Source organism: Pseudoduganella sp. UC29_106 (assembly GCF_044055365.1).
GTDB lineage: Bacteria > Pseudomonadota > Gammaproteobacteria > Burkholderiales > Burkholderiaceae_D > Rugamonas.
The window spans coordinates 6,017,468-6,036,050 of the sequence record NZ_CP171977.1 but is presented as its reverse complement, the minus strand read 5'-3'; the positions used below and the strand labels follow the sequence as shown (position 1 = coordinate 6,036,050).

At 63.5% G+C, this 18,583-nt stretch carries 17 protein-coding genes and 3 pseudogenes; 16 read left to right on the top strand and 4 right to left on the bottom strand.

Annotated features, from left to right (window positions below):
- The first annotated feature begins 8 nt into the window (after nucleotides 1-8).
- From ACHMW6_RS30080 to ACHMW6_RS30055, 6 genes are read left to right on the top strand one after another with little or no spacing between them, the layout of a single operon-like run.
- Complete coding sequence (locus tag ACHMW6_RS30080) at nucleotides 9-668, top strand: YqgE/AlgH family protein (protein WP_395402542.1); 660 nt, start codon at nucleotides 9-11, stop codon at nucleotides 666-668.
- Nucleotides 661-1,059 (top strand): Holliday junction resolvase RuvX, encoded by a 399-nt coding sequence (gene ruvX, locus ACHMW6_RS30075; protein ID WP_395402540.1) that lies wholly within the window; start codon nucleotides 661-663, stop codon nucleotides 1,057-1,059. The genes ACHMW6_RS30080 and ruvX overlap by 8 nt, the downstream gene beginning before the upstream one ends.
- Nucleotides 1,046-1,558, top strand: coding sequence for a bifunctional pyr operon transcriptional regulator/uracil phosphoribosyltransferase PyrR (gene pyrR, locus ACHMW6_RS30070; RefSeq protein WP_395402538.1), 513 nt, complete (start codon nucleotides 1,046-1,048; stop codon nucleotides 1,556-1,558). The genes ruvX and pyrR overlap by 14 nt, the downstream gene beginning before the upstream one ends.
- 4 nt (nucleotides 1,559-1,562) lie before the next feature.
- Nucleotides 1,563-2,528, top strand: coding sequence for an aspartate carbamoyltransferase catalytic subunit (locus tag ACHMW6_RS30065; RefSeq protein ID WP_395402536.1), 966 nt, complete (start codon nucleotides 1,563-1,565; stop codon nucleotides 2,526-2,528).
- A 10-nt stretch (nucleotides 2,529-2,538) separates the two neighbouring features.
- The gene (locus tag ACHMW6_RS30060; RefSeq protein WP_395402534.1) at nucleotides 2,539-3,840 is read left to right on the top strand and encodes a dihydroorotase; all 1,302 of its coding nucleotides are present in this window, start codon (nucleotides 2,539-2,541) and stop codon (nucleotides 3,838-3,840) included.
- Nucleotides 3,821-4,666, top strand: a complete 846-nt coding sequence (locus tag ACHMW6_RS30055; RefSeq protein ID WP_395402532.1) for a lysophospholipid acyltransferase family protein — start codon at nucleotides 3,821-3,823, stop codon at nucleotides 4,664-4,666. The genes ACHMW6_RS30060 and ACHMW6_RS30055 overlap by 20 nt, the downstream gene beginning before the upstream one ends.
- A gap of 296 nt (nucleotides 4,667-4,962) precedes the next feature.
- Here the strand turns inward: ACHMW6_RS30055 and ACHMW6_RS30050 are convergent.
- Nucleotides 4,963-5,821: pseudogene (locus tag ACHMW6_RS30050) on the bottom strand (symmetrical bis(5'-nucleosyl)-tetraphosphatase).
- Nucleotides 5,822-5,915: 94 nt separating this feature from the next.
- On the opposite strand from ACHMW6_RS30050, the gene rfbB reads away from it, so the two are divergent.
- The 10 genes and pseudogenes from rfbB (at nucleotide 5,916) to ACHMW6_RS30000 (ending at nucleotide 16,819) form a co-directional block, all read left to right on the top strand.
- Nucleotides 5,916-6,983: a dTDP-glucose 4,6-dehydratase gene (rfbB, locus tag ACHMW6_RS30045; RefSeq protein WP_395402530.1), complete on the top strand. Its 1,068-nt coding sequence runs from the start codon at nucleotides 5,916-5,918 to the stop codon at nucleotides 6,981-6,983.
- Complete coding sequence (rfbA, locus tag ACHMW6_RS30040) at nucleotides 6,983-7,882, top strand: glucose-1-phosphate thymidylyltransferase RfbA (protein WP_395402528.1); 900 nt, start codon at nucleotides 6,983-6,985, stop codon at nucleotides 7,880-7,882. Before rfbB ends, rfbA begins: the two co-directional genes overlap by 1 nt.
- On the top strand, nucleotides 7,879-8,424 hold the full coding sequence (gene rfbC / locus ACHMW6_RS30035; RefSeq protein WP_395402526.1) for a dTDP-4-dehydrorhamnose 3,5-epimerase: 546 nt from the start codon (nucleotides 7,879-7,881) through the stop codon (nucleotides 8,422-8,424). The genes rfbA and rfbC overlap by 4 nt, the downstream gene beginning before the upstream one ends.
- Complete coding sequence (rfbD, locus tag ACHMW6_RS30030) at nucleotides 8,421-9,272, top strand: dTDP-4-dehydrorhamnose reductase (protein WP_395402524.1); 852 nt, start codon at nucleotides 8,421-8,423, stop codon at nucleotides 9,270-9,272. Before rfbC ends, rfbD begins: the two co-directional genes overlap by 4 nt.
- A gap of 252 nt (nucleotides 9,273-9,524) precedes the next feature.
- Nucleotides 9,525-10,618: pseudogene (locus ACHMW6_RS30025) on the top strand (glycosyltransferase family 4 protein).
- A 329-nt stretch (nucleotides 10,619-10,947) separates the two neighbouring features.
- A pseudogene (locus tag ACHMW6_RS30020) lies at nucleotides 10,948-10,995 on the top strand (hypothetical protein); the annotation flags it as partial.
- 101 nt (nucleotides 10,996-11,096) lie between these two features.
- Nucleotides 11,097-12,476, top strand: a complete 1,380-nt coding sequence (locus ACHMW6_RS30015; RefSeq protein ID WP_395402522.1) for a phosphomannomutase/phosphoglucomutase — start codon at nucleotides 11,097-11,099, stop codon at nucleotides 12,474-12,476.
- Nucleotides 12,477-12,489: 13 nt separating this feature from the next.
- The gene (gene waaC / locus ACHMW6_RS30010; RefSeq protein ID WP_395402520.1) at nucleotides 12,490-13,455 is read left to right on the top strand and encodes a lipopolysaccharide heptosyltransferase I; all 966 of its coding nucleotides are present in this window, start codon (nucleotides 12,490-12,492) and stop codon (nucleotides 13,453-13,455) included.
- A 3-nt stretch (nucleotides 13,456-13,458) separates the two neighbouring features.
- A complete protein-coding gene (gene waaA / locus ACHMW6_RS30005; protein ID WP_395402518.1) occupies nucleotides 13,459-14,742 on the top strand; it encodes a lipid IV(A) 3-deoxy-D-manno-octulosonic acid transferase in 1,284 nt (427 codons plus the stop codon).
- Nucleotides 14,743-14,989: 247 nt separating this feature from the next.
- Nucleotides 14,990-16,819, top strand: coding sequence for a CIA30 family protein (locus ACHMW6_RS30000; RefSeq protein ID WP_395402516.1), 1,830 nt, complete (start codon nucleotides 14,990-14,992; stop codon nucleotides 16,817-16,819).
- A 102-nt stretch (nucleotides 16,820-16,921) separates the two neighbouring features.
- Here the strand turns inward: ACHMW6_RS30000 and ACHMW6_RS29995 are convergent, their stop codons facing one another.
- The 3 genes from ACHMW6_RS29995 to ACHMW6_RS29985 form a co-directional block, all read right to left on the bottom strand.
- On the bottom strand, nucleotides 16,922-17,416 hold the full coding sequence (locus tag ACHMW6_RS29995; protein ID WP_395402514.1) for a M48 family metallopeptidase: 495 nt from the start codon (nucleotides 17,414-17,416) through the stop codon (nucleotides 16,922-16,924).
- A complete protein-coding gene (locus tag ACHMW6_RS29990; protein WP_395402512.1) occupies nucleotides 17,311-17,754 on the bottom strand; it encodes a YgjP-like metallopeptidase domain-containing protein in 444 nt (147 codons plus the stop codon). Before ACHMW6_RS29990 ends, ACHMW6_RS29995 begins: the two co-directional genes overlap by 106 nt.
- 86 nt (nucleotides 17,755-17,840) lie before the next feature.
- Nucleotides 17,841-18,569 (bottom strand): lysophospholipid acyltransferase family protein, encoded by a 729-nt coding sequence (locus tag ACHMW6_RS29985; RefSeq protein WP_395402510.1) that lies wholly within the window; start codon nucleotides 18,567-18,569, stop codon nucleotides 17,841-17,843.
- Nucleotides 18,570-18,583: the final 14 nt, after the last annotated feature.

Below are 18,583 nucleotides of genomic sequence, written 5' to 3'. Positions count from 1 at the left end.
AGCAACTTATGAAAAAGAGCAAAGTCAGCAAGAGCCTGCCTGTGCCTGGTCTGTTACCGGATACTAGCGAACTGAAGGAGTGGATGGTGCCTAAGACTGCCCCTGCGCTCAATCTGGCCAATCACTTCCTGATTGCCATGCCATCCATGCAAGATCCGATCTTCGGCGGCACGGTGGTATACGTTTGCGAGCACAACGAAAACGGCGTGTTGGGCGTCGTCATCAACAAGCCCACCGATATGACCATGCAAGTGCTGTTCGAGCGCATCGATCTGGAAGTGAGTTCGGCCGCCGACCGCCACATGGAATCCGAGCCTATCATGTTTGGCGGCCCGGTACAGGACGACCGCGGTTTCGTGCTGCATACGCCCGGCGCGCATTACTCGTCTTCGCTGACGGTAACCAACGACGTGGCCTTCACCACCTCGATCGACGTGCTGGAAGCCGTCGCCCGCGGCAGGGGGCCGGAGCGCATGCTGGTCTCGATCGGCTACTCGGGCTGGAGCCCGGGCCAGCTGGAAGATGAAATCAGCCGCAACGGCTGGCTGACCGTCACGGCGGACCCGCGCATCCTGTTCGACCTGCCGGTTGAAGACCGCTACGCCGCTGCGATGAAACTGCTGGGCATCGATCCCTGGATGCTCACCTCTGAAGCGGGCCATGCATAGTCCAGAAACGGTATTTGGCTTCGACTTCGGCATCAAACGCATCGGCGTCGCAATGGGCAATACAATGATCGGCCAGGCCAGTCCCCTGGCCGTCATTCAATCGGTGGGCAATGACGCGCGCTTCGCGGACATCAAGGCCCTGATCGACAAATGGGCCCCAACCCGGTTCGTGGTCGGCCTTCCCTTCCACCCGGACGGGGCGGAACACGAGATGACCGCACGCTGCCGCCGTTTTGCCAACCAGCTCAATGGCCGCTTCAATATTCCGGTGGTGCTGGTCGACGAACGCTATTCCTCCGCGATGATTTCCGCGAAACGAGGCGAAGTGATCGACGACCGCGCCGCCGCCATCATCCTGCAACAATACTTTGACGAATATGTCCCACACTGACCCCAACCAACTGGACGCGGAAGTGCTCTACGCCAGCCTGCTCGAGCAGGTGAAGGCGGGCCTGGCCGACGCCCACGAGCCGGCGATTGTCGGCATCCACTCCGGCGGCGCCTGGATTGCCGAGCGCCTGGCGAAGGACCTCGGCCTGGAAGCGCGCTGCGGCGTGCTGGATGTGTCCTTCTACCGCGACGATTACGCGAAGAAGGGCCTGCCCGCCGAAGTGAAACCGACCGACATCAAGTTCAACGTGGACGGCGCCACCATCCTGCTGGTGGACGATGTGCTGTACACCGGCCGCACCACGCGCGCCGCCATGAACGAGCTGTTCGACTACGGCCGTCCGGCGCGCATCATGCTGGCCGCCCTGGTCGACCGCGGCGAGCGCCAACTGCCGGTCGCCGCCGATTTCGTGGCCGCGCACACCCGCTGCGCGCCCGGCACGGCCCTGCGCCTGAAGCAGGCGGACGAGGGCCGACGATTCACCCTGACTATCGAATGAAACCATGCTTAATCCGCAACTGAACAAACACGGCGAGCTCCAGCACCTGCTGACGACCGAAGGCCTGCCCAAGGCCATCATCAACCAGATCCTGGATACCGCTTCTTCCTTCGTGTCCGTGTCCGACCGCGAAGTGAAGAAAGTCCCACTGATGCGCGGCAAGAGCGTGTTCAATCTGTTCTTCGAGAATTCCACCCGCACCCGCACCACTTTCGAGATCGCCTCCAAGCGCCTGTCGGCGGACGTGATTAACCTGAACATCCAGGCTTCCTCGACCACCAAGGGCGAGTCGCTGCTCGACACCATCGACAACCTGGCCGCCATGCATGCGGACATGTTCGTGGTGCGCCACTCGCAGTCCGGTGCGCCCTACCTGATCGCCAAGCACCTGCACGATACGAAGCAAAACCACGTGCACGTGGTGAACGCGGGCGACGGCCGCCACGCGCACCCGACGCAGGGCTTGCTGGACATGTACACCATCCGCCACTACAAGAAGGACTTCAGCAACCTGACCGTGGCCATCGTGGGCGACATCCTGCACAGCCGCGTGGCCCGTTCCGACATTCACGCGCTGACTACCCTCGGCGTGCCCGAGATCCGCGCCATCGGCCCGCACACGCTGCTGCCGGGTGGCCTGGAACAACTGGGCGTGCGCACCTTCACCAACATGGATGAAGGCTTGAAGGGCGTGGACGTGATCATCATGCTGCGCCTGCAGAACGAGCGCATGAACGGCGCGCTGCTGCCGTCCTCCGGCGAATACTTCAAGGCATACGGCCTTACGCCGGAACGCCTGGCGCTGGCCAAGCCGGACGCCATCGTGATGCACCCGGGGCCGATGAACCGCGGCGTGGAAATCGATTCCGCCGTGGCCGACGGCCCGCAGGCGGTGATCCTGTCCCAGGTCACCTTCGGTATCGCCGTCCGCATGGCGGTGATGAGCATCGTCGCAGGCACGCAAGCATAAGACAGCACGCATGAATATCCATATCAAGAACGGCCGACTGATCGATCCGGCCAACAAGATCGACGCACAGCAAGACCTCTTCATCGTGGACGGCAAAGTGGCCGCCATCGGCAGCGCGCCGGCCGGCTTCAATGCCGACCGCGTGATCGACGCCGGCGGCAAGGTGGTGGCGCCGGGCCTGGTGGACCTGTCCGCCCGCCTGCGTGAGCCGGGCTTCGAATACAAGGCCACGCTGAAATCCGAAATGCAGGCGGCCATCCAGGGCGGCGTGACTACCCTGGTCTGCCCGCCGGACACCGATCCCGTGCTGGACGAGCCGGGCCTGGTGGAAATGCTGAAGCACCGCGCCAAGGGCCTGAACCAGGCCAACGTGCATCCGCTGGGCGCACTGACCATGGGCCTGAAGGGCGAAGCGCTGACCGAGATGGCCGAGCTGACCGAAGCGGGCTGCATCGGCTTCTCGCAGGCGGAAGTGCCGGTCACCGACACCACCGTGCTGCTGCGCGCGATGCAGTATGCGAAGACTTTCGGCTACACGGTGTGGCTGCGCCCGCAGGATGCCTATATCGGCCGTGGCGGCGTGGCGCACAGCGGTCCTCTCGCCTCGCGCCTGGGCCTGTCCGGCGTGCCGGTGATGGCCGAGACCATCGCCCTGCACACGATCTTCGAACTGATGCGCGCCTCGGGCGCGCGCGTGCACCTGTGCCGCCTGTCGTCGGCTACCGGCATCGAGCTGGTGCGCGCCGCCAAGGCCGAGGGCCTGCCGCTGACCTGCGACGTGGGCGCGCATCACGTGCACCTGACCGATGCGGACATCAATTTCTTCGATTCGAACGCGCGCGTCGATCCGCCATTCCGCAGCCAGCGCGACCGCGAAGCGATCCGCGCCGGCCTGCTGGATGGCACCATCGACGCTGTCGTTTCCGACCACACGCCGGTGGACGACGATGAAAAGCTGCTGCCTTTCGGCGAGGCTTCGCCGGGCGCCACCGGCCTGGAACTGCTGCTGTCGCTGGTGGTGAAGTGGGCGGACGATTACGCATCGCAGCACCCCGGCGGCTCGCCGCTGCTGCGCGCACTGGCCCGCGTCACTTCGGAGCCGGCCCGCGTGGCAGGCCTGGCAGCGGGTCAGCTGGGCGTTGGCGCCGTGGCGGACGTGGTGGTCTTCGATCCGGCCGCGCGCTGGACCGTCGAGGCATCCGCCCTGGCCAGCCAGGGCAAGCATTCTCCATTCCTTGGTTATGAACTGGCCGGCCAGGTGCAGGCAACCATCGTAGCGGGCCGTGTCGCATATGAACGCAACGTCCGCTAAGAAACGCCTCGACCTGCGCCTGATCCTGCGCCTGACGCGTGTGGTCCTCCACATGTTCGAGGGCATGGCGACTTGCGCCTTCATCTTCCCGTGGATCTCGGCCGATTCGCGCAATTTGCAGATCCGCCGCTGGTCGCGCCAGCTGCTCGCCATGTGCAATGTGGGCGTGCAGATGACGCAGGACAGCGAAGTGCCGCTGAAGCAGGGCATGATCGTGGCCAATCACGTTTCGTGGCTGGACATCTTCGTCATTAACGCCCTGTATCCCTGCCGCTTCGTGGCCAAGTCGGAGATCCGCGCCTGGCCGCTGGCGGGCTGGCTGGTGGAGAAGGCCGGCACCGTATTCATCGAACGCGGCAACCGCCGCGAGCTGCGCCATGTGTTCAAGGGACTGGTCACGGCCCTGCACAGCGGCCAGCGCGTCGCGTTCTTCCCGGAAGGGACGACTGCCGCGCAGGGCACGCTGCTGCCTTTCCACGCCAACCTGTTCGAGGCTGCGGTGGATGCGAAGGTGAAGGTGCAGCCTTTCGCTTTGTCCTATGTGGACGAGAAGGGACGCAACCATCCTTCGGTGGACTTCATCGGGGATATGACGTTTGTGGAAAGCGTGATCGCCATCCTGGAGGGCAAGCCTGTGCGCGCGCAGCTCGCGTGCCTGCCGGTGATGGAAGGGGAGGGCGCGCATCGCCGCGAACTGGCGCAGGCCGCGCATGACGCCATCGGCGCTGCGCTCGGCATTCATGCTGTTTCCGCGCCGGCCGAAGCTGAGCCGGCACCGGCGGCCGCCGACGGCGACGCGGCAACACCGGAGCCAACCGGCGCATAACAAGCCAACACGGCGCACACACGGCGGATCAATGATCCGCCCTACGCTGCATTGGTGGATCAATATTCGCCCGCGCGGCATTGGCCGATCGGGTGTGACCGTCGCGATGCGGTGTGGACGGATCGGCCATCGCTCTCGCCATGCGGCATTGGCGGGTTCGGGTGTGACCGTCGCGATGCGGTGTGGACGGATCGGCCATCGCCCTCGCCATGCGGCGTTGACGGGGCGGGCGGCGCCGTCGCCAGGCGGCGTGTAGGGCGGATCATTGATCCGCCGTGCCTCCCTCGCCCGCGGCGCTAACCCTTGCCCTTGGCCTTCCGGTACTCCGGGCACTCGACCTGCAACAAGGACCGGTCATCGAGGCAGACGGCCGACAACTCCCCGCCCCAGACGCACCCGCTATCGAGCGCAATCCACTCCGGCGTAATCTTCAAGCCAAGCGCCGACCAATGTCCAAACACCACCGGCGTGCCGGCCGTGCGCCGCCCCGGGTACTTCGAACCACGGCATCAAGCCCGAAGAAGCACCGGCCCGTGCCGACTCCTTCATCTTGAAGTCCATCACCCCTTCAGCAGAACAGAAGCGCATGCGTGTCAGGGCATTGACGATGCAGCGCAGGCGCGCCGTGCCGGTCAGCGACTCATCCCAGCGGTCCGGCTGATTGCCATACATATCGCGCAGGAAGTCCACCCACTCGTCATGGCGCAGCGCGAACTCCACCTCGCCCGCGAGCTCGAGAGTGCGCTGCGCCGTCCATTGCGGCAGCACGCCGCCGTGCACCAGCAAATGGCCCTTGGCCATGATCGCCATGGGACGCATGCGCAGCCAGTGCAGCAGTGCGTCGCGATCGGCCGCCGCCAGGATATGCTCGATGGTGTCCGAACTCGATTCGGGACGGATGCCATTGGCCACGGCCAGCAGGTGCAGGTCGTGGTTGCCCAATACCGCGTCGATGCGGCCGCCGCTGCCCTGGGCCAGTGCCTGCACATAGCGCAGCGTGGAAAGCGAATCGGGACCGCGGTTGATCAGGTCACCGCAAAACAGCAGCGAAGGCGGCTCGCGCCCCGCGGCCTGTTCATGTTCCAGGATGCGCTCCACCAGCGCCACAGTCTCGCCGTGGCAGCCTTGCAGATCTCCGATGGCATAAGTATTCATTATCTCTCCGACACGATTGACTTGAAATTGGCGGAACTCTGCCGCTTTCACATACAATCATGATCACAACTTAACAAGCAGGACAGGATACCAAATGATATTCGTTACTGGTGGTGCCGGTTTCATCGGCTCGAACTTCGTGCTGGAATGGCTGGCTCAGTCGGATGAAGCTGTGCTCAATTTCGACAAGCTGACCTACGCCGGCAATCTGAAGAACCTCGCCTCCCTGCAGGGCGATGCCCGCCACATCTTCGTACGGGGCGACATCTGCGACAAGGAACAAGTGTTGTCGCTGTTAAAGCAGCATAAACCGCGGGCTATCCTGCACTTCGCTGCTGAAAGCCACGTGGACCGTTCGATCCACGGCCCGGCGGACTTCATCAACACCAATATCAACGGCACTTTCAGCCTGCTGGAAGCAGCCCGCAGTTACTGGAACGAGCTGCCGGAAGCAGAGAAAGCAGCCTTCCGTTTCCTGCATGTCTCCACTGACGAAGTATACGGCACCCTGGGTCCGGAGGACGCGCCATTCAGCGAGACCACGCCATATGCGCCCAACAGCCCTTATTCGGCATCGAAAGCTGCGTCCGACCACCTGGTGCGCTCCTATCACCACACCTACGGCTTCCCCACGCTGACCACCAACTGCTCGAATAACTACGGTCCCTATCACTTCCCCGAGAAGCTGATCCCGCTGATGATCGCCAACGCCCAGGCCGGGAAGCCGCTGCCGATCTACGGCGACGGCCAGCAGATCCGCGACTGGCTTTATGTGAGCGACCACTGCACCGCTATCCGCCGCGTGCTGCAGGATGGCCGCCTCGGTGAAACGTACAACGTGGGCGGCTGGAACGAGAAAGCCAACCTGGACGTCGTGCACACGCTGTGCGAGATCCTCGACAGCCTGAAACCCAAGGCGGACGGCAGCAGCTACCGCACCCAGATCACCTATGTGAAGGACCGTCCCGGCCACGACCGCCGCTACGCCATCGATGCGCGCAAGCTGGAGCGGGAACTGGGCTGGAAGCCGGCCGAAACCTTTGAAACCGGCATCCGCAAGACCGTGCAGTGGTACCTGGACAATCCGGAATGGGTGGCGGATGTGCAGTCCGGCGCCTACGCTAAATGGGTGGAAACCAATTACAGCAAACGGGAGCAGTAATGAACGCAGTCTCGAACCGTAAAGGCATCATCCTCGCGGGCGGCTCCGGCACGCGCCTGTATCCGATCACCAAGGCCGTCTCCAAGCAGCTGCTGCCGATCCACGACAAGCCGATGATCTACCATCCGCTGACCGTGCTGATGCTGGCCGGGATGCGCGATATCCTGATCATCTCCACCCCGCAGGACACGCCGCGCTTCCAGGAGCTGCTGGGCGACGGCAGCCAGTGGGGTCTGAACCTGAGCTATGCCGTGCAACCCTCGCCGGACGGACTGGCGCAGGCGTTCATCATCGGCCGGGAATTTGTCGGCAATAACCCGTCCTCGCTGATCCTGGGCGATAACATCTTCTACGGTAATGACCTGGATGCCCTGTTGCGCAGCGCCGCCCAGCGCACCGAAGGCGCCACCGTGTTCGCCTACCACGTGCAGGATCCCGAGCGCTACGGCGTGGTGGAATTCGACGGCAACCGCCAGGCCATCACCATCGAGGAAAAGCCGCAGGCGCCGAAGTCGAACTACGCGGTCACGGGCCTCTACTTCTACGACAACCAGGTGTGCGATATCGCGGCCAGCATCAAGCCTTCCGCGCGCGGGGAGCTGGAAATCACGGACGTGAACAAGGCTTACCTGGACGCGAAGCAGTTGAAGGTGGAGCTGATGGGCCGCGGCATGGCCTGGCTGGACACCGGCACCCACGATTCCCTGCTCGATGCCTCCCAATTCATCGCCACCATCGAACGCCGGCAGGGCCTGAAAGTGGCCTGCCCGGAAGAGATTGCATACCGCAAGGGCTATATCGACCATGAGCAGCTGGCGCGCCTGGCCGAACCCTTGAAAAAGAATGGCTACGGCCAGTACCTGCTGCAGATCCTGCAAGACAAGGTCATCAACCGATGAAAGTCATCTCTACCAACATCGACGGCCTGCTGGTCGTCGAGCCGAACGTTTTCGGCGACGATCGCGGCTTCTTCTTCGAGAGCTTCAACGCGCGCCGCTTCGCCGAGCTGACCGGCGTGGAAGCGGAGTTCGTGCAGGATAACCACTCGCGCTCCGCAAAGAATGTGCTGCGCGGCCTGCACTACCAGATCGAACAGGCGCAGGGCAAGCTGGTGCGCGTGACCGCCGGCTCCGTATTCGACGTGGCGGTGGACTTGCGCAAGTCCTCGCCGACTTTCGGCAAATGGTTCGGCATCGAGCTCTCCGCCGAGAACAAGCGCCAGTTGTGGATCCCGCCCGGCTTCGCGCATGGCTTCCTCGTTACCAGCGACGCGGCCGAGTTCCTGTACAAGACCACCGATTACTATGCGCCCCAGCACGAGCGCGCCATCCTGTGGAACGACCCGGCCATCGGCATCGAATGGCCGCTGCAGGGCGAGCCGCTGCTGTCCGGGAAGGACCAGAAAGGCGCGCTGCTGGCCGAAGCGGACGCATTCCCATGAAGATCCTCCTGACAGGCAGCACCGGCCAGGTCGGCTATGAACTGGAACGCAGCCTGCAAGGGCTGGGCGAGGTCGTGGCCGTGGACCGCAGCCGCATGGACCTGGCCAACCTGGACCAGGTGCGCAGCGTGATCCGTGAAGTGAAGCCGCAGCTGATCGTCAATCCGGCTGCCTACACGGCGGTGGACAAGGCGGAGAGCGAACCGGACCTCGCCTTCCGCATCAACGCCGAAGCGCCGGGCGTGATGGCGGAAGAGGCGAAGAAGCTGGGCGCGGCCCTGGTCCACTATTCGACCGACTACGTCTTCCCCGGCGATGATCCGGGTGCGCGCGTGGAGGCGGATGCCACGGGGCCGATGAATGTCTACGGCGCCAGCAAGCTGGCGGGCGAGCAGGCGATTGCCGCTGCCGGCGTGCCGCACCTGATCTTCCGCACCAGCTGGGTGTACGGCATGCGCGGCAAGAACTTCCTCCTGACCATGCTGCGCCTGGCCAAGGAACGCGAAGAACTACGCGTAGTAAACGACCAGCACGGCGCACCGACCTGGAGCCGCACCATTGCGGACACCACCGCTCTCGTGCTGGCGCAGGCCGGCGGCGCAGAGTGGTGGGCCGAGAACAGCGGCATCTATCATTTGAGCAGCCAGGGGCAGACCACCTGGTTCGGCTTTACCCAGGCCATCCTCGAACAGGCCGGCAGCGCATGCCGCGTAGTGCCTATCACGAGCGCCGAATACCCGGTCCCGGCCAAGCGGCCGGAGTTCTCCGTCCTATCCTCCCAGCGCCTGATGGACAAATTCTGCCGCCTGCCGACCTGGCAGGAAGCGCTGCGGCTCTGCATGCAATAACCCGAGGCCCAAAACTGGTGTCAGCCACATCGTGGCTGACACCTGGGTTACGCCGTGGGTTTTAAGTTTGTATCTATTGGTAAGCAACTCCAGCCCCTGTCCAGCCCGTTTGTTACAATCATTCACCACAACAACACCTCCGCATCAATTTTCCTGTTTCCCTTCATTAATCCGGTACAATCGCCGGTTAGCGTGCTGACAACGTTTATTGCTGCATTGCGAAAAGATTAAAAAGCGCTACCGACACCACAGATGTTTTCATTTCTCGTAAGCTTCATCGCTTCCGCCCTGCTGACCCTGCTGGTCATCAAGGAGGCGAGGCTGCACGGCCCGGCGCTCGATTCCGATTTCAATGGCGTGCAGAAAGTGCACGCTCACCTCGTGGCCCGCATTGGCGGGCTGTCGATCTTCCTTTCCGTGGCGCTGTCCGCCTGCATTTCCGTGTGGCGGGTGCCGGCGATGACGAGCTGGATGCTATCCCTGATGGCCTGTTCGCTGTGCGCATTCGCCGGCGGCATCGTCGAGGATTACACGGGGCGGGTGAGTGCGCTGCGACGCCTGCTGCTGACCATGTTCGCTGCCTTGCTGGGCTATTTCCTGCTGGACGCCCGCATCGACCGGATCGACTGGCTGTTTGCGCCTTTCCCCATGCCCTGGCTCTGGTTCACCCTGCCGCTGACGGTGCTGGCCGTAGCCGGCATCGCCAACGCCATCAATATCATCGACGGCTTCAATGGCCTGGCCAGCGTGGTTACTATCTGCATGCTGCTCTCGCTCGGCTATGTGGCCCTGCAGGTCAACGATGTATTCGTGCTGGTGGCCGCCCTGATGGTGGCCGGCGCCACGGCGGGTTTCCTGATCTGGAATTATCCCGTCGGCCTGATTTTCCTGGGCGACGGCGGCGCTTATTTTATTGGATTCATGCTAGGTGAATTGGCTCTGCTTCTCGTAATGCGAAATCCTCAGGTTTCTACTTGGTATGCCGCGTTGCTCTTAATATATCCTGCATTTGAAACCCTGTTCTCGGTATATCGCCGCATGTTTATTCGCGGTAAATCGCCTGCCATGCCGGACGGTATTCATTTGCATAGCCTGATTTTCCGCCGCATCGTGCAATGGGCTGTCGGACGCAAGGATGCGCGCGCGCTGATGCGCCGCAATTCGCTTACTTCCCCTATCTTTGGATGTTTTCGCTGATGGCGGTGATTCCGGCCACGGTATTCTGGCGCCATACCTGGGTGCTGATGCTTTTCTGCTTGCTATTTATTGTCAGTTATGTCTGGCTTTATGTGCGAATTGTCCGATTTAAAGCGCCACGCTGGATGATTCGACATAAGAAAGGCTAACGGCAGGAAATTAGTGTATATTTCGATCGGAAACGCTCTCATTTATTTATTTCTAAAGGAATGAAGATGGATCTGTCGAATATGTCGTCCAGCGAATTGCGCAGCCTGCAGGAGCAGATCAAGCGCGAATTGAAAAATCGCGAAGGCACAGATAAGCAGAAAGCACGTGAACAGATTTTCGCCATCGCGCAGGCGGTCGGTGTGCCGCTCAAGGAACTGCTGGGCAGCCTGCCGAAATCGGGCAAGGGCAGCAAGGTTGAAGCGCGCTACCGCAACCCGGCCGATGGAAGCCAGAATGGACTGGCCGTGGCCGCCAGCCGAAGTGGGTCAAGGATTGGGTGGACACCGGCAAATCACTGGACGACCTGCGCATCTGACCTGAAGTTTTACCGCGGCGGCAGGGCTTGCCTGCCGTCCGCATCGCACTTACCATACCGTTTGTCCTGCCGGGCTCCCGGCTTCATATCTTCTTCTTCCTATGGTTTCCCTCTCCAAATCGATCTTCAAAGCTTACGATATCCGCGGCATCGTCGGTAAAACCCTGGATGCGGGCGTTGCCCGTTCAATCGGCCACGCTTTCGGCCTCGCCGCGGCAGCGAAAGGAGAGAAGGCTGTAGTGATCGGCCGCGACGGCCGCCTGTCCGGCCCCGAACTGTCGGTGGCGCTGGCGCAGGGCCTGCAGTCGGCCGGCGTGGATGTGATCGACCTGGGCGTGGTGGCCACGCCGATGGTCTACTTCGGCACCAATGTGCTGGAAACGAAATCCGGCATCATGGTCACCGGCAGCCACAATCCGCCTGACTACAACGGCTTCAAGATGGTGCTGGCGGGCGAGGCGATCCACGGCGAGTCCATCACCGCCCTGCACGACGCGATTGTTGCGGGCCTGATGCCGGCCGTGAAGCCGGGCAGCTACCGCACCCACGATATCCGTGCCGCCTACCTGGAGCGCATCATTGGCGACGTGAAGATTTCCCGTCCGATCAAGATTGCGGTCGATTGCGGCAACGGCGTGGCCGGCGCCTTCGCGGGCGACCTGTATCGCGGCATGGGCTGCGAAGTGATCGAACTGTTCTGCGAAGTGGACGGCAATTTCCCGAACCACCACCCCGATCCGGCTCACCCGGAAAACCTGCAGGACCTGATCCGCTGCCTGCAGGAAAGCGACGCTGAAATCGGCCTGGCCTTTGACGGCGACGGCGACCGCCTGGGCATCGTGACCAAGGATGGCCAGATCATCTTCCCGGACCGCCAGATGATGCTGTTCGCGGAAGAAGTGCTGACCCGCCACCAGGGCGCGCAAATCCTGTACGACGTGAAGTGCACCCGTCACCTGGCGCCTTACATCGAGAAGTCCGGCGGTGTGCCGCTGATGTACAAGACCGGCCACTCGCTGGTAAAGGCCAAGCTGAAGGAAACCGGCGCCCCGCTGGGCGGCGAAATGAGCGGCCATATCTTCTTCAAGGATCGCTGGTATGGCTTCGACGACGGCCTGTACGCCGGCGCGCGCATGCTGGAAATCCTGACGAAGCACGCCGACCCGTCCGCGCTGCTGAACGCCCTGCCAAAGTCCGACAGCACGCCGGAACTGCACCTGCACCTGAAGGAAGGCGAGAACTTCGCGCTGATGGACAAGCTGCGCAGCGACGCCAAATTCCCGGGCAATGAACGCATCATCGATATCGACGGCCTGCGCGTGGAATACGCGGACGGCTTCGGCCTGGCGCGCTCCTCGAACACCACGCCGGTGATCGTGATGCGCTTCGAAGCCGAAACGCCGGAGGCGCTGGCGCGCATCCAGGGCCAGTTCCGCGACGTGATCCTGGCCGCCAAGCCGGACGCCGAACTGCCGTTCTGATTCGCCGTTCCTGATGAACATCCTGCTGGTCCGCGTCTCCTCGATGGGAGACGTGCTGCATAACATGCCCATCGTGGCGGACATCAAGCGCCACTTCCCGGATGCGAATATCGACTGGGTGGTGGAGGAGGGCTATGTGAGCCTGGTCCGCCTCAATCCCATGGTGCGCAACATCATCCCGTGGTCGCTGCGCCGCTGGCGTAAGAACCTGGGCGACAAGGCGGTGCGCGCCGAGATCGGCGCCTTCTTCCGCAAGCTGCGCGAAGTCCGGTATGACTATGTGTTCGACACCCAGGGCTTGCTGAAGACCGGCATCATCATGGGCGCCGCGCGCGGAAAACATAAAGTTGGCCTGGCCAACGGCAGCGAGGGCTCCGGCTACGAAGGCATCTCGCGCATTTTCCATACCAAATCCATTCCGCTCGATCCGCGCACGCACGCGGTGGCGCGCGGCCGCCTGGTGGTGGCTGCGGCACTGGGCTACACGGTCGATACGCCGGCCGATTTCGGCCTGCCGGAAATTCCTTCGAGCGAGCCGCGTCCTGCGTGGATGGGCGAGCAGCCTTATGCCGTTTACTTCCACGGCACGGCGCGCGACGCAAAGAAGTGGGCGCCTGCCAACTGGATTGATCTGGGCCGGCAGCTGTCGCCCATGCCCATCCTGCTGCCCTGGGGCTCGGACAAGGAGAAAGCCGAAGCCGAGGCGCTGGCGGCGCAGCTGCCCAATGCGCGCGTGCTGCCCAAGCTGTCCATGGCCGATGCCGTGGTGCTGGCGCGCCGCGCCGCCCTGGCCATTGGCGTCGATACGGGGCTGACCCATATTGCGGCGGCGTTCTCGCGTCCCGTGGTCGAGATCTACGCCGATTCGCCGCGCTGGAAGACCGAGGGCAACTGGTCGCCGCGCATCATCAACCTGGGCGACAAGGGTTCGCCGCCGGGCGTGGCCGAAGTGGCTGCCGCGGCCAAGAGCCTGCTCTGAGCGATGCGCCTTATCTATACCTTCATGTGGTGGCTGGCGCTGCCGCTTGTGCTGGGGCGCCTGTGGTGGCGCGGACGCAAGGAACCGGGCTATCGCCGGCACTGGAATGAACGTCTCGGCTTGTACGGCCAGCGCGCGGCCAATGATGGGCCGCTGACGATCTGGGTTCACGCGGTGTCCGTCGGCGAAACGCGCGCTTCGGAGCCGCTGGTCGATGCGCTGCTGAAGCGCTATCCGCAGGCGCGCATTGTGCTGACCTGCATGACGCCGACCGGCCGCGCAACCGGCAAGTCCGTATTCGGCAAGCATGGTGCGCGCGTGGTGCAGTCCTACCTGCCTTACGACATGCCTTCGCTCGTGGGCCGCTTCATTGCGCATTTCCATCCGGCTGTTTGCATCCTGATGGAGACCGAAGTGTGGCCGAACCTGATCGCGCAGTGCAATCGCCAGAATGTGCCGGTGGCGCTGGCCAATGCGCGCCTGAGCGAGCGCTCGCTGCGCCGCGGCCAGCGCTTCGGCGGCTTGATGCGCGATGCCGCGCAGGGCATTTCCGTCGTTGCGGCGCAGACCGAAGCGGATGCCGCGCGTATTCGCTCGCTGGGCGTTTCCAATGTCGGCGTGACCGGCAGCATCAAATTCGACGTGGTCGTGCCGCAGGCCGCGCTCGACACCGGCGCGCAGTTGCGTCGCCAGTTCGGGCCGCGTCCCGTGTTCCTGTGCGCGAGCACGCGCGAAGGCGAGGAGGGCATGATCCTGGATGCCTTCACCCGCGCCCGCACTGCGCTGCCGCCTGACGTGCTGCTGCTGATCGTGCCGCGCCACCCGCAGCGTTTCGACGAGGTGGAAACGATGATTGCGGAGCGCGGGCTGTCCGTCCTGCGCCGCTCGTCGCTGTCCGCGCCGGGCGCTGACGTGCCACCCGAAACCGCGGTCGTGCTGGGCGACTCGATGGGCGAGATGTTCGCCTATTACACCGCCTGCGACCTGGCCTTCATCGGCGGCAGCCTGCAGCCTCTGGGCGGACAGAATCTGATCGAGCCGGCGGCGCTGGGCAAGCCGATCCTCGTCGGCGAACATACCTTCAACTTCGCGCAGGCGACGGAAGATTGCCTGCAGGAGGGCGGGGCAGTGCGCGTGTCCAGCGCCGACGCGCTGATCGCCGAAGCCGCGCGCCTGCTTGGCGACGATGCCGCGCGCCAGGACATGGGCCAGCGCGCCCTCGTCTTCGCCAACCGCCACCGCGGCGCCACCGCCCGCACCCTCGACCTCCTGCCGCCCCTCGCCTGACGCCGCGCCTGCGCCCCCGCGCCCACCCAGCGCGCCACCCGCCGCTGCGCGTCTCCGGTGCCGCGTCCTGCCGCTGCGCCGGCCGCGCGCCACGTGCGCCATTGCTCGCGTTTTGCAAGCGACTCCGTGGCGCGCTGGCGCGCCGCTGCTGCGCTGGCTGACGGCAAATTGCCTTGGTAACACACACTGATTTAACTAGTTTAAAATCGGCAACGTTGCATTATTTCTATCTACAATGGAGACAACGATGCCGAACCGCCTTATCGCCAGCGCGCTGCTGGCAGCTGGACTCGTGGCAGCAATGCCCGCAATGGCCGCCGACCGCGTCAACGAACCCGACCCCTACCTGATCCGCAACGTGCGCGTGTTCGACGGGCAGAAGCTGCTGCAGAACCGCAGTGTGCTGGTCCGCAACGGCATCATCGAATCGATGGAGTACCAGGGCAGTGTGCCGGCAAACACGGTGGTCATCGAGGGGCATGGACAGACGCTGATCCCCGGCCTGATCGACGCGCACGTCCACAGCTACCGGCACCTGTCGCTGCCGCTGCTGTTCGGCGTGACCTCGGAGCTGGATATGTTCACCGCCGTGCCGCTGATGCAGGAAATGAACGCGCGCATGCAGCGCAATGAAAACAGCGACCGGCCGGACATCTTTTCCGCCGGCACCCTGGCCACCGCGCCGGGCGGGCACGGCACCGAATACGGCCTGCCTGTCCCCACGCTGACCAAGCCGGAAGAAGCCCAGCGCTGGGTGGATGCGCGCATCGCCGAAGGTTCGCATTTCATCAAGATCGTGATGGAGCCCGGCTGGCCCGGCCACCAGATGCCCAGCCTGGACAAGTCGACCGTGAAGGCCCTGATCGAAGCCGCGCACAAGCGCAGCAAGCTGGCCGTGGTCCATATCTCGAATTTCGCCGACGCGCGCACCGCGCTGGAACTGGGGGCGGACGGCCTGGTGCACCTGTTCACGGGCGAGTCGATCAGCGACGCGGAGCTGCAAGCCTTCGTCAAGCTGGCGAAGGAGCGCAAGGCCTTCATCATCCCGACTTTCAGCGTGATGGAAAGCATCGCCGGCGTGAAGGAAGAGGATGTGCTGTCCGATAAGGCGATGACGGCGCTGCTGACGAAGGACCAGCTGGAGCCGTTGAAGACCAGCTACGGCAAGGAGGCCAAACCGGCCCGCCTGGCCGCGCCGAACGCCGTTGTCTCTGCGCTGAAGAAGGCGGGCGTGCCTATCCTGGCCGGCACCGACGCCGGCAACAGCGGCACGCAATATGGCGTGAGCCTGCATCATGAATTGCTGTCGCTGACGAAGGCAGGCCTGACGCCGGCAGAAGCTCTGACCGCGGCCACCACGGCGCCGGCGCGCGCCTTCAAACTGCCGAACCGCGGCCGCATCGGCAAGGGCTTCAAGGCGGACATGGTGCTGGTCGAAGGCGACCCGACACGCGACATCCTGGCGACCCGCCGCATCATCGAAGTGTGGAAGGATGGTGCGCCCGTGTCCCCGCAGCGCAAGCTGCAGCAGGAGCGCGTGGCGCAGGAGCTGGCGGCGCCGAAGGATGCGCCGCTCGCGCTGCCTGCCGATGGCCGTATCAGCCTGTTCTCGCGCGACAAGCTGGCCAGCCCCTTCGGCGCGGGCTGGATGCCGTCCAATGATGCCTTCCTGGGCGGGAAATCGTCCGTGCAGCTGGATTATCAGGATGACGTCATGCACGCGGTGCAGGTCAAGGCCAGCGTGCAGGCGGGCTTCCCCTTCCCGTGGGCGGGCATCGCCTTCATGCCGGGCGTGCAGCCGATGGCCGCGGCCAACCTGAGCGCCGCCAGGTCCCTGCGCTTCCGCGTGAAGGGCGACGGGCAGCGGTATCAGGTGGCGATCATGTCCACGGGCGGCTCGATTCCGGTCAGCCAGTCGTTCGCAGCAGACGGCGAATGGCGCGAGGTGAATTTGCCGCTCGATAGTTTCAAGGGCGTGGACGCCAGCGCGATCACCATGATCGGGTTCAACGCGGGGCCGAAGACCGGCGAGTACCAGTTCCAGTTGGCCGATGTGCGGTTGATTACGGCGGAGTAGTTGCGCGCCGCCGGCCGGTTTGCACGGCGGATCAATGATCCGCCCTACACGCCATCGATTGTCGATCCGCCCGGGTGCGTAGGGCGGATCATTGATCCGCCGCTAATTGAACAGCGGCGTCAGTTCCTGTGCCCTGCGGCGCAAAAGGTTCTTGGCCTCGTCGTACTGAGGATAGATCCGCCCCACATGCGCCCAGAAGCGCGGGCTGTGGTTCATCTCCAGGATATGCGCCAGCTCGTGCGCCACCACATAATCGATCAGTGGTAGCGAGAAATGCATCAGCTTCCAGTTCAGCCGGATCACGCGCTGCACCGTGCATGACCCCCAGCGCGTATCCGCATTGGACAGCGAGAACGACGAATACTGCACCCCCAGCCGCGTCGCATACAGGTCCAGGCGTTGCGCAAACAGGCCCTCCGCCTGCTGCTTGAACCAGTTCTTCACACGCTCCTTCAGCAGGTGCTCGGTCGCCCCCTGCACCAGTCCCATGCTCAGCTCCATGGTCTCCGGATCGAAGTCCGTGCGGTTGCGCGGCGCGTGGTACAGGCGCAGCGTGACCTCGCCACCGAGATAGGGCAGGCGGGCGCCGTCGTCCACACGACAGGCGGCTTTTCCAGGCGCGCGGCGCGGCGCTGACGGCGTTCATCGAGCTTGGTCAGGATCCAGTGCTGCTTGGCGCGGATCGCGTTTTCAATATCGCCATACGAGCAGCGGCGCGGCGCGGTCACGTGCAGGCCGTCGTCATCGACGGTGAAGCCGATCGAGCGCCGCGTGGAACGGCGCAGCACATATTCGAGGATGTATTCGCCTACCAGTAGTTGCCGCTTGTCGTGACCGGCGGTAGGTGTGATGGGTGGAAGTTCGGGGCGGCGCAATTGCACCGGAGGCCGCAGCAGGTTGACTGCCGCAGGAGCGGGAATCGGGAAGGAAGGCATACTCTGAACCGCCGCGCTGTCGCACGCGGCGGAAGACTCGTTGCCGCCCCCGGGGTCCGCTGACTGCCTTGAGCTGGCCTGGTCGGCTAGCCAGCGCTGTAAGCGTGGGGCGAAATGACGCGCATTTCTGATTCGATCCACTGTTCCACCTGCTCCATCAAGCCGTCGGGCGTCTGCCCCTCGGACGAAATCGGTTTGCCTATCGAAACCGTGATTTTCCCCGGTTTCTTGATAAAGGAATTCTTTGGCCAGCATTCGCCGGAATTCAGTGCTATCGGCACCACCGGCGTTTCGGTTTCCACCGCCAGGCGCGTGCCGCCGCTCTTGTACTTGCCCTGGGAGCCGACCTGCGTACGGGTCCCTTCAGGGAACATGATAATCCATTGGCCGTCCTTGAGTCGCCGCTTACCATGCATTACAACGGACTTGAATGCATTCTTGCCCTGTTTGCGATCGATCGGGATCATGCGCAGCAGGGCGATGCCCCAGCCGAAGAAGGGGATGTACAGGATCTCCTTCTTGAACACGAAGACCAGGGGGCGTGGCATATTCGCCAACAGGAAGATGGTCTCCCACGCCGACTGGTGCTTCGACAGCAGGATGACAGGACTATCCGGCAGGTTCTCGTGGCCCTTGATTTCGTACTCGATGCCACAGACCACACGCGCGGCCCAGATCACGAACACGTTCCAGCGCGAAGTGACGAAATAGCGTTTGTTATAAGGCAGCGGGGCGGCCAGGATGCAGACCCCAGACCAGATGACGGTGGCAACCACCATCATCAGCGTGAACAGCAGCGAACGCAGGAACAGCATTGATCAGAAATCTC

Coding starts and splice junctions, on each gene's coding strand:
- ACHMW6_RS30080 (WP_395402542.1), top strand. CDS start 9: ATGAAAAAGAGCAAAGTCAGCAAGAGCCTGCCTGTGCCTGGTCTGTTA.
- ruvX (WP_395402540.1), top strand. CDS start 661: ATGCATAGTCCAGAAACGGTATTTGGCTTCGACTTCGGCATCAAACGC.
- pyrR (WP_395402538.1), top strand. CDS start 1,046: ATGTCCCACACTGACCCCAACCAACTGGACGCGGAAGTGCTCTACGCC.
- ACHMW6_RS30065 (WP_395402536.1), top strand. CDS start 1,563: ATGCTTAATCCGCAACTGAACAAACACGGCGAGCTCCAGCACCTGCTG.
- ACHMW6_RS30060 (WP_395402534.1), top strand. CDS start 2,539: ATGAATATCCATATCAAGAACGGCCGACTGATCGATCCGGCCAACAAG.
- ACHMW6_RS30055 (WP_395402532.1), top strand. CDS start 3,821: ATGAACGCAACGTCCGCTAAGAAACGCCTCGACCTGCGCCTGATCCTG.
- rfbB (WP_395402530.1), top strand. CDS start 5,916: ATGATATTCGTTACTGGTGGTGCCGGTTTCATCGGCTCGAACTTCGTG.
- rfbA (WP_395402528.1), top strand. CDS start 6,983: ATGAACGCAGTCTCGAACCGTAAAGGCATCATCCTCGCGGGCGGCTCC.
- rfbC (WP_395402526.1), top strand. CDS start 7,879: ATGAAAGTCATCTCTACCAACATCGACGGCCTGCTGGTCGTCGAGCCG.
- rfbD (WP_395402524.1), top strand. CDS start 8,421: ATGAAGATCCTCCTGACAGGCAGCACCGGCCAGGTCGGCTATGAACTG.
- ACHMW6_RS30015 (WP_395402522.1), top strand. CDS start 11,097: ATGGTTTCCCTCTCCAAATCGATCTTCAAAGCTTACGATATCCGCGGC.
- waaC (WP_395402520.1), top strand. CDS start 12,490: ATGAACATCCTGCTGGTCCGCGTCTCCTCGATGGGAGACGTGCTGCAT.
- waaA (WP_395402518.1), top strand. CDS start 13,459: ATGCGCCTTATCTATACCTTCATGTGGTGGCTGGCGCTGCCGCTTGTG.
- ACHMW6_RS30000 (WP_395402516.1), top strand. CDS start 14,990: ATGCCGAACCGCCTTATCGCCAGCGCGCTGCTGGCAGCTGGACTCGTG.
- ACHMW6_RS29990 (WP_395402512.1), bottom strand. CDS start 17,754: ATGCCTTCCTTCCCGATTCCCGCTCCTGCGGCAGTCAACCTGCTGCGG.
- ACHMW6_RS29985 (WP_395402510.1), bottom strand. CDS start 18,569: ATGCTGTTCCTGCGTTCGCTGCTGTTCACGCTGATGATGGTGGTTGCC.